The sequence below is a fragment of the Acidimicrobiia bacterium genome (genome assembly GCA_036271555.1).
Lineage (GTDB): Bacteria > Actinomycetota > Acidimicrobiia > IMCC26256 > PALSA-610 > DATBAK01.
The window spans coordinates 1-13,033 of the sequence record DATBAK010000053.1; the positions used below are offsets into that span (position 1 = coordinate 1).

Annotated in this window: 11 protein-coding genes; 4 read left to right on the forward strand and 7 right to left on the reverse strand. The window is 70.1% G+C overall.

Annotated elements, in window-relative coordinates:
• From uvrA to coaE, 3 genes are all read right to left on the reverse strand, one after another.
• Positions 1 to 2,954, reverse strand: a 2,954-nt coding sequence (uvrA, locus tag VH914_13240; protein HEX4492166.1) for an excinuclease ABC subunit UvrA, incomplete at its 3' end; no start/stop codon positions are given.
• A 54-nt stretch (positions 2,955 to 3,008) separates the two neighbouring features.
• Positions 3,009 to 5,081, reverse strand: a complete 2,073-nt coding sequence (gene uvrB / locus VH914_13245) for an excinuclease ABC subunit UvrB (protein HEX4492167.1) — start codon at positions 5,079 to 5,081, stop codon at positions 3,009 to 3,011.
• 78 nt (positions 5,082 to 5,159) lie between these two features.
• Positions 5,160 to 5,774, reverse strand: coding sequence for a dephospho-CoA kinase (gene coaE, locus VH914_13250; protein HEX4492168.1), 615 nt, complete (start codon positions 5,772 to 5,774; stop codon positions 5,160 to 5,162).
• A 200-nt stretch (positions 5,775 to 5,974) separates the two neighbouring features.
• Between coaE and VH914_13255 the strand changes: the two genes are divergently transcribed.
• The 3 genes from VH914_13255 (at position 5,975) to VH914_13265 (ending at position 8,811) form a co-directional block, all read left to right on the forward strand.
• A complete protein-coding gene (locus VH914_13255) occupies positions 5,975 to 7,759 on the forward strand; it encodes a GAF domain-containing sensor histidine kinase (protein HEX4492169.1) in 1,785 nt (594 codons plus the stop codon).
• A complete protein-coding gene (locus VH914_13260) occupies positions 7,756 to 8,403 on the forward strand; it encodes a response regulator transcription factor (protein ID HEX4492170.1) in 648 nt (215 codons plus the stop codon). The genes VH914_13255 and VH914_13260 overlap by 4 nt, the downstream gene beginning before the upstream one ends.
• Before the next feature lie 213 nt (positions 8,404 to 8,616).
• Complete coding sequence (locus tag VH914_13265; protein ID HEX4492171.1) at positions 8,617 to 8,811, forward strand: Flp family type IVb pilin; 195 nt, start codon at positions 8,617 to 8,619, stop codon at positions 8,809 to 8,811.
• 71 nt (positions 8,812 to 8,882) lie between these two features.
• Here the strand turns inward: VH914_13265 and aqpZ are convergent, their stop codons facing one another.
• The 3 genes from aqpZ to VH914_13280 form a co-directional block, all read right to left on the reverse strand.
• Entirely contained in the window at positions 8,883 to 9,596 is a 714-nt protein-coding gene (aqpZ, locus tag VH914_13270) for an aquaporin Z (protein HEX4492172.1), read from the reverse strand.
• Between the two features lie 81 nt (positions 9,597 to 9,677).
• On the reverse strand, positions 9,678 to 11,282 hold the full coding sequence (locus VH914_13275; GenBank protein HEX4492173.1) for a hypothetical protein: 1,605 nt from the start codon (positions 11,280 to 11,282) through the stop codon (positions 9,678 to 9,680).
• 27 nt (positions 11,283 to 11,309) lie between these two features.
• Positions 11,310 to 11,681 carry a VOC family protein gene (locus VH914_13280; GenBank protein ID HEX4492174.1) on the reverse strand — a complete coding sequence of 124 codons (372 nt, stop codon included), beginning with the start codon at positions 11,679 to 11,681 and terminating at the stop codon, positions 11,310 to 11,312.
• 71 nt (positions 11,682 to 11,752) lie between these two features.
• On the opposite strand from VH914_13280, the gene VH914_13285 reads away from it, so the two are divergent.
• Positions 11,753 to 12,622, forward strand: coding sequence for a hypothetical protein (locus VH914_13285; protein ID HEX4492175.1), 870 nt, complete (start codon positions 11,753 to 11,755; stop codon positions 12,620 to 12,622).
• Between the two features lie 7 nt (positions 12,623 to 12,629).
• On the opposite strand, the gene VH914_13290 is transcribed toward VH914_13285, so the two are convergent.
• The coding region (locus tag VH914_13290) for a Virginiamycin B lyase (GenBank protein HEX4492176.1) at positions 12,630 to 13,033 on the reverse strand (404 nt) is incomplete at its 5' end.

Here is a 13,033-nt window from a genome sequence, read left to right on the forward strand (position 1 = left end):
CGTCCCGTGTGACTCTCGGGAACCTTCGCGACCTGCTCGGGTGTGCCCTCGGCGACGATCGCACCGCCGCCCGAGCCGCCCTCGGGTCCGAGGTCGACGATCCAGTCCGCACTCTTGATCACGTCGAGGTTGTGCTCGATCACCAACACCGTGTTGCCCGTGTCGACGAGTCGCTGCAGCACGCCGAGCAGTCGCCGCACGTCCTCGAAGTGAAGACCGGTCGTCGGCTCGTCGAGGATGTAGATCGTCTGCCCCGTCGCGCGCTTGCCGAGCTCGCTCGCGAGCTTCACGCGCTGCGCCTCGCCCCCGGACAGCGTGGGCGCGCTCTGGCCGAGCCGCACGTACCCGAGCCCGACGTCGACGATCGTCTGGAGCTGGCGCGCGATCGCGGGCTGCGCGCCGAAGAACTCGAGCGCCTCCTCGCACGGCATGTCGAGCACCTCGGCGATGTTCTTGCCGCGCCACGTGATGTCGAGCGTGTCGCGGTTGTAGCGCGCGCCCTTGCACACCTCGCACGGCACGTACACGTCGGGCAGGAAGTGCATCTCGATCTTGATCGTGCCGTCCCCCGCGCACGCCTCGCAGCGGCCGCCCTTCACGTTGAACGAGAACCGGCCGGGCTGGTAGCCGCGCACCTTCGACTCCTGCGACGCCGCGAACAACGTGCGGATCTTGTCGAACACGCCGGTGTACGTCGCGGGGTTCGAACGGGGCGTGCGCCCGATCGGCGACTGGTCGATGTCGACGACCTTGTCGAGCGCCTCCGCGCCGTCGATGCCGCGGTGCCGACCCGGCACCGTGCGCGACCGGTACACCTTCTGCATCAGCGCGTGGAAGAGGATGTCGTTGACGAGCGTGCTCTTCCCGCTGCCGCTCACACCGGTGACGACGACGAAGCAACCGAGCGGGAGCTCGACGTCGATGTCGCGCAGGTTGTGCTCGCGCGCGCCGCGCACCGTGATCCACTTCTCGCCCGGCGTGCGCCGCAGTGTCGGCACCGGGATCGCGCGCCGCCGCGCGATGTACTGCCCGGTGATCGAGTCCGGCGCGTTGATCAGATCGTCGAGTGAACCCGAGACGAGCACGCTCCCGCCGTGCTCACCCGCGCCGGGTCCGATGTCGACGATGTGGTCGGCGACACGGATCGTCTCCTCGTCGTGCTCGACGACGATGACGGTGTTGCCGAGGTCGCGCAGGCGGACCAGCGTGTCGATGAGGCGTTGGTTGTCGCGCTGGTGCAGGCCGATCGACGGCTCGTCGAGCACGTACAGCACGCCGACGAGGCCGCTGCCGATCTGCGACGCGAGCCGGATGCGCTGCGCCTCACCGCCGGCGAGCGTGCCCGACGGCCGGTTCAGCGACAGGTAGTCGAGGCCGACGTCGAGCAGGAACTGCAGTCGCTCGTTGACCTCCTTCGACACCCGCTCCGCGATCAGTCGGTCGCGCTCCGACAGCTTGAGCGTGCGGAGTGCCGCCGCGCAGTCGGCGATCGACATGTCGCCGATCTCGTGGATGTTGCGGCCGTCGATCTTCACCGCGAGCGATTCGGGCTTCAGGCGCGCGCCGTCGCACACCGGGCACGGCACCTCGCGCATGTAGCCCTCGATGAGCTCGCGCGAGCGGTCGCTCTCGGCTTCGGTGTAGCGGCGCTCGAGCCACGAGATCGCGCCCTCGAACCGTGTGGTGTACGAACGCTGCCGCCCGTAACGGTTCTTGTAGCTGATCGTGACCTGCTTCTGGCCGGTGCCGTACAGGACGATCTTCTTGTGCGCGGCCTTCAGCTTCTTCCACGTGGTCGACGTCTTGAAGTCGTACTCGCGCGCGACCGCGCTCAGCACGCGACTGAAGTACTCGCCGCGGAAACCGGACCACGGCGCGATCGCACCCTGGTCGATCGACAGGTCCTCGTCGGGGACGACGAGCTCGGGGTCGACCTGGAACTTGGTGCCGAGCCCGTCGCACGCGGGACACGCGCCGTACGGCGAGTTGAAGGAGAAGTTGCGCGGCGCGAGCTCGTCGAAGGAGAGGCCGCAGTGCGTGCACGCGAGGTGCTCGGAGAACGTGAGGATCTCCGTGTCGCCGCTCTCGTCGGGCGACTCGCCGAGCTTCATCGGAACGGCCTCGCCGCGACCGGCCGACCTCTTGCCGTTCTTCGCGACCGCCCCGGTGCCGGTCGTGATACCGCCGACGATCTCGACCTCGGCCACGCCCTCCGCGAGCTTCAGCGCGGTCTCGAGCGAGTCGGTGAGCCGGCGCTCGATGCCGCTGCGCCGCACGAGCCGGTCGACGACGATCTCGATCGTGTGGTTCTCGTAGCGCGCGAGTCGTTCCTTCAGCGCGTCGGCGAGCTCGACGGTCTCACCGTCGATGCGCGCCCGCGTGTAGCCCTGGCCCGCGAGCTCCTTCAGCAGCCCTTCGTACTCACCCTTGCGACCGCGCACGACCGGCGCGAGCACCTGGAAGCGCGTGCCCTCGGAAAGTTGGAGCACGCGGTCGACGATCTGCTGCGGCGTCTGGCGCGTGATCGCGCGCCCGCAGTTCGGGCAATGCGGCACGCCGATGCGTGCGAAGAGCAGACGGAGATAGTCGTAGATCTCGGTGATCGTCCCGACGGTGGAGCGGGGGTTGCGCGACCCCGACTTCTGGTCGATCGAGATCGCGGGCGACAGGCCTTCGATGAAGTCGACGTCGGGCTTGTCCATCTGCCCGAGGAACTGGCGCGCGTACGCCGACAACGATTCGACGTAGCGCCGCTGACCCTCCGCGTAGATGGTGTCGAACGCGAGCGACGACTTGCCCGAGCCCGACAGCCCCGTGAACACGATCAACTCGTCGCGCGGCAGCACGAGGTCGACGTTCTTCAGGTTGTGCTCGCGCGCGCCCCGGATCACGATCTGATCCGCATTCACACGCGCCCGCGCCGATCCCTGCGCGCGCTCCGCCTGCCTGCTCATCCGCCTCCAGGATACCGGGCGCTCGGGCCCGTCGAACGCATGTTCGGGATGGTCCTACACCACCTCGCGCAGCTCGCGCTTGAGCTCCGATATCTCGTCACGCAACCGTGCCGCTTCCTCGAACCGCAGGTCGCGCGACGCGTCGAGCATCTCGTCCTGCAGCGACTGGATGAGGCGACCCAACTCGTCGCGCGGCAGGTCGAGGTGGTCGCGCGCCGGCGCCCGGCGACTCCCGCCGCGACCGCGGCCACGCCCGCGTCCCGACGACGTCTCGTCTCCGTCGCGCGCCCGGATCATGTCCAGGATGTCGATGACCTTCTTGCGCACGGTCTGCGGATCGATGCCGTGCTCCTCGTTGTACTCGAGCTGCTTCTTGCGCCGACGCACGGTCTCGGAGATCGCGTGCGTCATCGAGTCGGTCATCTGGTCCGCGTACATCACGACCTGACCGTCGACGTTCCGCGCGGCGCGGCCGATCGTCTGGATCAGCGACGTCGCCGAGCGCAGGAAGCCCTCCTTGTCGGCGTCGAGGATCGCGACGAGCGACACCTCCGGCAGGTCGAGACCCTCCCGCAGCAGGTTGATGCCGACGAGCACGTCGAACTCGCCGAGCCGGAGCGATCGGAGGATCTCGATGCGCTCGAGCGTGTCGATCTCGGAGTGCAGGTACCGCACGCGGATCCCGAGCTCGAGGAGGTAGTCGGTGAGGTCTTCCGCCATCTTTTTCGTCAGCGTGGTGACGAGCACGCGCTGGTCGTTCTCGGCGCGGTCGCGGCACTCGGCGACGAGATCGTCGATCTGACCCTTCGTCGGCCGCACGATGATCTCGGGGTCGATCAACCCGGTCGGTCGCACGATCTGCTCGACGATCTGCGTCGACATCTCGAGCTCGTAGTTCCCCGGCGTCGCCGACAGGAACACGACCTGGTTGATGCGCTCGATGAACTCCTCGAACGTGAGCGGCCGGTTGTCGCGCGCCGACGGCAGCCGGAACCCGTGCTCGACGAGCGTGTCCTTGCGCGAGCGGTCGCCCGCGAACTGGCCGTGCAGCTGCGGCACGGTCTGGTGCGACTCGTCGAGCACGACCACGAAGTCGTTCGGGAAGTAGTCGAGCAGCGTGTACGGCGGCTGCCCGTGGACGCGCCCGTCGAGGTGCATCGAGTAGTTCTCGATGCCCGAGCACGAGCCGACCTCGCGCAGCATCTCGAGGTCGTACGTCGTGCGCATGCGGAGGCGTTGCGCTTCGAGGAGCTTCCCGTGCGACTCGAGCTCCGCGAGGCGTTCGGCGAGCTCGGTCTCGATGCCCTCGACCGCCTTCACCATGCGGGAAGGGTCGGTGACGTAGTGCGAGGCGGGGAACAGCACGAGCGTCTCGAGCTCCTCGACGACCTCGCCCGTGAGCGGGTCGACCGCCGCGATGCGCTCGACCTCGTCGCCGAAGAGCGAGATGCGCACCGCGCGCTCCTCGTACGCGGGGAAGATCTCGATCGTGTCGCCGCGCACGCGGAACTTGTTGCGCGTGAAGCCGAAGTCGTTGCGCTCGTACTGCAGGTCGACGAGGCGCGACAGGATCTTGCGTTGCTCGTGCTCCTCGCCGACCGACACCGTGAGGAGCTGCGTCGCGTAGGTCTCGGGCGAGCCGAGCCCGTAGATCGCGGAGACCGACGCGACGATGATCACGTCGCGACGCGAGAGCAGCGCGCTCGTGGCCGAGTGGCGCAGCCGGTCGATCTCGTCGTTGATCGAGCTGTCCTTCTCGATGTACGTGTCGGTCGTCGGCAGGTACGCCTCGGGCTGGTAGTAGTCGTAGTAGGAGACGAAGTACTCGACCCGGTTCTTCGGGAACAGCTCGCGCAGCTCGGCTGCGAGCTGCGCGGCGAGACTCTTGTTCGGCGCCATCACGAGCGCGGGCCGCTGTGCCTGCGCGATCACGTTGGCGATCGTGAACGACTTCCCGGAACCGGTGATGCCGAGCAACGTCTGGTACTTGTCGCCCCGCTCGACCCCGTTGACGAGCGCGGCGATCGCGGCCGGCTGATCGCCGGCGGGGCTGAGGTCGGTGACGAGCTGCAGGTCGGCCACGGGGCGATGGTAACGGGGGGCTGTGACAGTTATTCCGTGCCGCATCCCACGCCGCCGGTACCGCGCTCGTTGCGTATGCGCAACCGATGCAGTACCAGGGCCGCGAGGGTCGGGCCACCCGCGTCAGATCGGGGTCGACGGCTCCGACTCCGTCTGCGCGAACGCGACGAGGGCGGGCCACACCGCCTCGACCTGGGTCCGCAACGTGTCCAGGTCGCCGGCGTTGTCGATCACCCAGGTCGCGATCGCGCGCCGTTGCTCGTCGGTCGCCTGCTGCGCCATGCGCGCCTCCGCGTCGGCGCGCGCCACGCCGCGCGCCTCGAGTCGCGCCAGGCGCACCTCGCGCGGCGCCTCGACGACGATCACACCCCGATACTGCGCGGGGTTCTTCGACTCGACGAGCAGGGGGACGTCGTGCACGACGACCGCGCCCTCGGGCGCGGCCGCGACCTGACGCAGGAACTCCTCGCCGATCGCGGGGTGCGTGATCGCGTCGAGTGCTTCGCGCGACTCGGTGTCGACGAAGGCCCGGGACGCGAGCTCGGCCCGATCGAGGCGCCCGTCGGGTCCGACGACGTCGGCACCGAACCGCTCGGCCAGCTTCACCAGCACCGGCGAGCCCGGCTCGACCACCTGGCGGGCGATGGCGTCGGCGTCGACGACCACGGCGCCCTTGGCGACCAACAGCCCGGCCACGGTGGATTTGCCCGACCCGATGCCCCCGGTGAGGCCGATCATCTGCACGGCGCCGGATTCTAGGAACCCCACCCCGCCGAGCGGCCCAAGTGCCGGCGATCGAGACTCCGGCCGGGCCGTCGCACGCGGCCGAAGGCGGAGCGGAGCGAGCGTGCGAGTCGGCGACCTGGAGGGCAGCCGGCAAAGCGGGCGCATGGGCACCGATCGCTTCATTCCTGGCGCCAGGCGCCGACATTGAACCCATGGGCCGAACGACCTACGCGCGCCCCGCGATCGGGCGGGGTGAGCCGGAGCCTCCGATCCCGCTCGAGGGACCGGTCGCGGGTTTCGCCCTCACGGCCCCTGGTGGCGACGCCGCGCCCGGCCCGGCCCGGCTCGTGCGCGACCGGCACCACCCGAGCATGCTCGAGCTCGACCACCGGCTCAGCACGCTCGTCGCGTCGCTGCGCTGGGCCGCGATCAGCCTCGGGCTGCTGACGGTCGCGATCAAGGATCCGCCCCGCCCGCTCTTTCTCCTCGCCGGCCTCGCGCTCGCGACCTTCGGCGTCGCGCAGACCCTGCGACCGGTGCGCCTCGACCCGCCCGGTCGCGCGCTCCATGCCTGGGTGCTCGTCGAAGCCGCGCTCGTCGCGGCGGTCGTCGCACTCACCGGCGGGTTCACGAGCCCGTTCGTGCTCGCGAGCGCGGTGCCGGTCGTGCTCGCCGGCTACGCCGTCGGTCGCCGGCGCATGGCGTGGCTCGGCTCGTGTGCGTTCGTCACGATGATGATGCTCGTCCTCCTCCAGACCGACGACCCGCAGGTGCAACGGTCGGTCACCGAGGTCGGCATCCTGCTGCTGCTCTGTGGAGTGTTGGGCGCGTTCACCCGCCATCTCGTCGACGAGCTCGGCCTGCACGAGGAAGCCGCGTGGGACCAGATCTCGCGGCTCACGACCGCGAACGAGCTCCTCGTCGCGCTGCACGGTGTCGCGCAGTCGCTGCCCGCGTCGCTCGATCTGCACGAGGTCGTCGAGTCGAGTCGCACACGGCTGCGCTCGTTGTTCCAGTTCGGTGCGCTCGCGCTGCTCGTGCACGACGACACGCGCGACGAGTGGACCGTCGAGCTCGCGGAAGGCATCCGCCTGCCGCGGCAGCTGCGCGACGACATGCTCGCGCAGCCCCTGCGCGAAGTGCTCGACCACGGTCGCGCGGTCCTCGAGACCGACCTGCTGTCCGACGGCGGCGACGGACGCGGCTGCTCGCCCATGGCCCGGAGCGGGATCTACGCGCCGCTCCGCGCGCGAGGCCGCACCGTCGGCCTGATCGCGATCGAGGACACGACCCGCGCGCGCTACCGACCCGACGACGTCGGCCTGCTCACCGGCCTCACCGGCCCGCTCGCGCTCGCCGTCGACAACGCGCTCTGGTTCCTGCGCCTGCGCCGCTTCGGTGCCGAGGCCGAACGGGCGCGCATCGCGCGCGACCTCCACGACCAACTCGCCCAGTCGCTCGCGTACACCGCGTTCGAGCTCGAGCGGCTCGCCATCCGCGCCGAGGGCGAGGACCGCCGCGCGCTCGACGAGCTGCACGATGTCGTACGCGGCGTCGTCGGGGAGCTGCGCGAGACGCTCTATCAACTGCGCGCGGGCGTGAGCGAGGACGCCGACCTCGAACGGGTCGCCCGCGACTACCTCGCGCGCTACGAGGAGCGCACCGGGCTCGCGGTGCACTGGCGCAGCCGCGTCGAGCGCCACCTTCCGTATCAGGTCGAGCAGGAGCTCTGGCGCATGATGCAGGAAGCGCTCACGAACGTCGAGCACCACGCGGAAGCGAACATGTGCACGATCGATTACCGCGTGAGCCCGACCCACGTGTCGCTCACCGTCGAGGACGATGGCCGCGGGTTCGAACCCGCGCGCGTCGACGGTGACCACTACGGACTGATCGGGATGCGCGAGCGCGCCGACGCGCTCGGTGCGCACCTGGTCGTCGAGAGTCGACCGAATCAGGGCACGCGCGTGTCCGTCGAATTGGAGGTTCCCCGATGACGACCGTGCTGATCGCAGACGACCATCAGTTGCTGCGCCAGGCACTGCGCCGCGCGATGGAGGAGGCCGGGCTCGTCGTTCTCGGCGAAGCCGGCGACGGCGCGGAAGCGGTGCAGCTCGTCGACGAGCTGCGACCCGAGCTCGTCATCATGGACGTGACGATGCCGGTGCTCGGCGGCATCGAGGCGACTCGGCGCGTCCACGCCGCGCACCCCGACCTCCCGATCGTCGTGCTGACGATGCACGACGAGGACGCGCTGCGCGAAGAAGCCGTGCGTGCCGGCGCGTCCGCGTTCCTCTCGAAGGACAGCTCGATGCAGCAGGTCGTGTCGACCGCGATCGCGACCGCCGCGGGCGAAGCACTCTCCGCGAACCTCGCGAGCTCGATCCTCTCCGAGCTGCGTGCGCCGGAGAGTGACACCGACGCGACACGCACCGAGCCGTCGCCGCTCACGCGCCGTGAGGAGGAGATCCTCCAGCTCATCGCCGACGGGTACTCGACGAGCGAGGTCGCGAGCCGCCTGTTCATCAGCGGCAAGACCGTGAAGAACCACCTCGCGTCGATCTACGCCAAGCTCGACGCACGGGACCGGACGCAGGCCGTGCTGAGCGCGGTGCGGATCGGGATCATCCGCCTCAACTGAGTCCGCGAGTAGCCGACTGAGACGGTGCGTAGGCCGGGAACGGGCCGTCTGACCAGGCCAAATGGCCTAGTCAGAGCCCGTGACCGGGTTCGGACACGGAGGAAGTTGGGCCACCCGGCCCATTCTCGCCACCACGTTCCGTGGTCATACTCGGGATGGTCCTACGCATCGGAACCAGCCAAACGATCACGGAACCCAAAGGGGTCGGAATTCATGGACATGAACCTTCTGCGGACCTGGCTTGAGGCCCGCCTCCACTTCGGTGAGCGCCGCGACGAGCGTGGTGCCAACCTCGTGGAGTACATCCTGCTCATCGCGTTCATCGCGATCATCGTCATCGTCGCCGTGAAGGTCCTCGGCAAGACCGTGTCGACCCAGTTCTCCTCGGCGAACTCGAACCTGTCGTAGTCAGACTCGACGACGCGCAAGGGACCGCCGGCAACGCTGCCGGCGGTCCTTTCGCGTGGTTTGTGCGTCGGTCACGCGTCCTCGGCTGGGACGAGCAGCTTCCACGTGTAGCCGCCGAGCAGACCGCCGACGACCGGGAACACGATGAACACCCACACCTGATTCAGCGCCCAACCGTGCTGGAACACCGCGGTCGCAAAGCTGCGCGCGGGGTTCACGGACGTGTTGTCGACGGGGATCGTGATGAGGTGGATCAGCGTGAGCATGAGGCCGACGGCGACGCCGTTGAAGCCGAACGGCATCGACTTGCGACACGTGCTCGCGATGACGAACACGAACAGCGCGGTGAACACGATCTCGGTGAGGATCACCGCGGGGAGCTTGAACCCGCCCGGTGAGTGCACGCCGTAGCCGTTCGACGCGAAGCCACTCGCCTTCGCGTCGAATCCGGTGTGGCTGTGCGCGATCACGAAGATCACGAGCGCGCCGACGAGCCCGCCGACGACCTGTCCGCCGACGTAGAACGGGACGTCCCGACTCGGCGTCTTGCCGACCGCCCACAAGCCCGCGGTCACCGCGGGGTTGATGTGGCACCCGGAGATGGAGCCGATCGCGTACCACGCGCACAGCAGGCTCAGACCGAAGGCGAGCGCGACGCCCAGCTCACCGACCGAGTTCGTCGCGAAGAACCCGCCCGTGGCGAGCACCGCCGTGCCCGGCCCTCCCACCACGAGGATCATCGTGCCGATCGCCTCGGCGAACGCGACCCGCTGCCGCTCGGACATTGCCGCCTCCCCCATCACCGCTCGACCCCGCCCGTGCCGCGACGAGGTTACGGAGTCGCCCGCGCCGCGGCGCGGACCGTCTCAGACCGCTTCGAGGTGAGGCGCTTCTTCGTCGGCGTCGCCCTCGTCCGCGTCGTCGACCTCGCCCGAGGCGACGAGCAGCGACAGCAGCGCGAGTCCGACGAACACGCACGCGATCGCCAGCGCCGCGAGCGTGTGGCGCTGGAGCGGCTCCAACGAACGGACCATCGAGCGCACGTCCTGATGCATCCAGAGCACGTTCACGAAGGCGAACACCTGGCACCCGACGATCGCGACACCGACGACGAGCAGGATCACCGAGACACCCGCGAGTCCGTTGCCGGGCGCGCCTGCGACTCGAGCGAGCAACGCGGCGCCGAGCGCGACGACCGCACCGAAGAGCATCACCGATCCGAGCTCCACGACCGCGTCCCGGAACGACGGGCCCTGCTTCTGCACGACCGCCGCCACGACCTCGACCGCGACGGCGACCGCAGACCCCGTCACGAGGTACGCGCCGACGCGCGTCACCGCGACCGACGGGAGCCGCAGCGGGCTCGCCGGGGCCAGCGTCTCGTCGCGACGTTCGGGCTGACCGAATCGCACCGCCGCCATCGCGGCGAACGCACCGACGATGCCCGACGCGAGCGCGGCCGCGATCGTCGCCGCGCGCGCCAGGTTCGCGGTGCTGCCGCCCGGCGAGGAGTCGGCGAGCGCGCGGTACACCGAATACACCGCGGCGGCCGCGCCGACCGCTCCGAGTGCCGCCGCGGCGGCGAGCGTCGAGACGCCCTGTGCAACCGTGCGCCGGCGCGCCGCGACGATCATCGCGACCGCGGCGAACGCGAGCAGCGTGATCGGGTAGAGCCCGTAGGAGCCCGCGGCGTACTCGAGCCGCCCCGAGAACGCCAGCCCGCCGAACGCGGGGGCGATCTGCGCCGCGGGCCGCTTGAACAGCGGCTGCAGCAAGAGCTCGAACAGCGCGAGCGCGCCGAGCACGGTGAGGATGGCGGACCCGGCGACGACGGACCACGGCGGCGCCTCGCCGCGCGGTTCGTCGATCTCGGCCGCATCGACCTCGGCCGCATCGATCTCGGCCGCATCGACCTCGGCCGCATCGAGGTCGGCCGCATCCGGAGCATCGACGACGGCAGGCAGCTCGGGCGGCGGGACCGGGAGCCGGCCCACGAACCACAGCGCGCAGACGGAGAGCAGCAACGACACCACCGAGGCCGCCGACGAGGCGACGCGCGCCGAGGTTCCGAAGTTCGACATGAACTGCGAGTGACCGATCGAGGCATTCGTCGCGAAGGCGAAGCCGGCGTAGCCGAACTCGGCGATGCCGGCGACGGCGACGACGATCACGACGAAGCGCAGGAGCTCGACGACACGCGTCGGCGCGCCCTTCGTGGGCGCGAGGCACGCGATCGAGACCGCCGCGAGCGCGAGGAGCAGGAACGCGGTCCAGACCACGGGACCCATGATCGCGACGTCGAGCACGCGATCACCGAAGGGTGTCGCCGTGAGCGTCGCGGCGCGCAGCGCTTGACTCGCGACCCCGAGGAGCGCGGCGATCGTCAGTCCCGCGGCGCCCAGGACCAGCGGATCGTTGCGCCTTCGCCGCACGCCGGGCGCGTCGGCGAGCCCACCCTGCTCCCCCAGCATCGGGTCAGTCTGACACGCGTTCCCGAACTATCCGGGCTGGTGGCAGACCGCCTCGACGTTGTTGCCATCGGGGTCGCGTACGAAGGCACCGAAGTAGTGCTCGTGATACTCGGGCCACGAACGCGGCTCGAAGAGCACCTCGGCGCCCATCCCGACCGCGGCGTCGAAGAACGCCTTCACCGCGACGCGGTCGGGGGCCCGGAACGCGATGTGCGCCTCCCGGAAGCCGTCATCGGTGGAGCGGGGGCCGAGCCAGAAGTCGGGCACCGGGTCGACGCCGTAGCCGATGACCTGGTGAAAGTCCTTCACGCGGCTGCCGCCGAGGGGCGCGAGGACGGTGTCGTAGAACGCCGCGCTCTTCTCGACGTCGGCGCATTGGATGGAGAGGTGATCGATCATGCGCTCCATCCTGCCCGCTCGACCGGGAATGAATGCCGCCGCGCGCGTCTCTGCCCGGCGATCATCTCGCGGTGGAGGCGCACGACGACCCCGGTCTCGTCGCAGTGCTGCGCGTGCTCGGAGTGGAGCCGGAGGCGCGACTCGGTCACGGCGGCGAAGCCGTCGTCTACGCGCTCGACGGCGAGCGCGTCGCGCGCATCCTGCACGCGACGGGACGCGCGGACGACGTGGTCGCACGGCAGCGACTCGTGGCCGAGCTCGTGCGCGCGCAACCGTCGTACGCGCTGCCGGAGGTGCTCGAGGTCGGAGCCGTCGACGGACGCGTCTACGCGATCGAACGCCGGCTGCGCGGTCGTTCGTTGCTCGACGAGCTCCGCGCCGCGTCGGGGACGGCTCGGCGGCGACTGATCGAGGCGCATCTCGACACCGCGGCCGCGCTCGGCGACCTGCAGCTCGACGCGCGTCCGCAGTTCGGCGATCTCGTCGCCGACGAGCCGATCACCGCGCCGATTTGGCGCGACTACCTCGCGCAAAAAGCGGCCGCAGGCCTGCAACGAGCGCAACCCGCGCGGCGTGCGATCGACGCGGCCTCACTCGCCGCACCGTTCCCGGAACCGGCGCGCGCGAGCTTCGTCCACCTCGACGCGTTCGCCGGCAACATGCTGACCGACGGCCGCGCCATCACCGCCGTGCTCGACGTCGGCGCGACGAGCGTCGCCGGCGACCGCCGCTTCGACCCACTCGCGAGCGCGGTGTACCTCATGTCGACCGAGATCACGCCGACGGCGACGACGGCCGATCACGCCGCGGCGACCGGTTGGCTCCGCAACGCGGGACTCCTCGACTGGCTCGAGCCCACACGTCGATGGCTCGCGGCGTACTGGTCGTTCGCGCTCGACGACCACGCGCTGAGCGCGTGGTGTGCGTCGGTGCTCGGCTGAGCGGTCGCTACGGCGTGATGCGACCGATGGTCGAGAACGGTGTCGGCTCCGTGAACCAGAGCGCGCCGTCGGGTCCGGCGGCGATCGCGGTCGGCTGCCGGATCCGCGGCGACCTGATGGTCGTCACGACGCCGGCGGTCGTCACCCGGTGGATCGCCGCGGGCGCGGTGTCGGTCACCCACAACGCGCCGTCGCTTCCCGTCGTGATCTGCGCGAGCGCACCGAACGTCGCGTCGGTGAAGTGCGAGACGGCGCCCGCGGTGGTGACGCGACCGATCGATTCGTCGCCCGAGTTCACGAACCACAGCGCGCCATCCGGCCCCGCGGTGATCGCGGTCGGCGCGTCGATCGTGGGATCGGCGACGAACGTGAACGCGCCGGCGGCCGTGACGCGACCGATCGTGTCGGTGC

What these genes read in the sequence shown, in the direction of transcription:
- VH914_13265 (HEX4492171.1), top strand. Translation starts at nt 8,617, where the DNA reads ATGGACATGAACCTTCTGCGGACCTGGCTTGAGGCCCGCCTCCACTTC.
- VH914_13255 (HEX4492169.1), top strand. Translation starts at nt 5,975, where the DNA reads ATGGGCCGAACGACCTACGCGCGCCCCGCGATCGGGCGGGGTGAGCCG.
- uvrB (HEX4492167.1), bottom strand. Translation starts at nt 5,081, where the DNA reads ATGCGGCACGGAATAACTGTCACAGCCCCCCGTTACCATCGCCCCGTG.
- VH914_13275 (HEX4492173.1), bottom strand. Translation starts at nt 11,282, where the DNA reads ATGCTGGGGGAGCAGGGTGGGCTCGCCGACGCGCCCGGCGTGCGGCGA.
- aqpZ (HEX4492172.1), bottom strand. Translation starts at nt 9,596, where the DNA reads ATGTCCGAGCGGCAGCGGGTCGCGTTCGCCGAGGCGATCGGCACGATG.
- VH914_13280 (HEX4492174.1), bottom strand. Translation starts at nt 11,681, where the DNA reads ATGATCGATCACCTCTCCATCCAATGCGCCGACGTCGAGAAGAGCGCG.
- VH914_13260 (HEX4492170.1), top strand. Translation starts at nt 7,756, where the DNA reads ATGACGACCGTGCTGATCGCAGACGACCATCAGTTGCTGCGCCAGGCA.
- coaE (HEX4492168.1), bottom strand. Translation starts at nt 5,774, where the DNA reads ATGATCGGCCTCACCGGGGGCATCGGGTCGGGCAAATCCACCGTGGCC.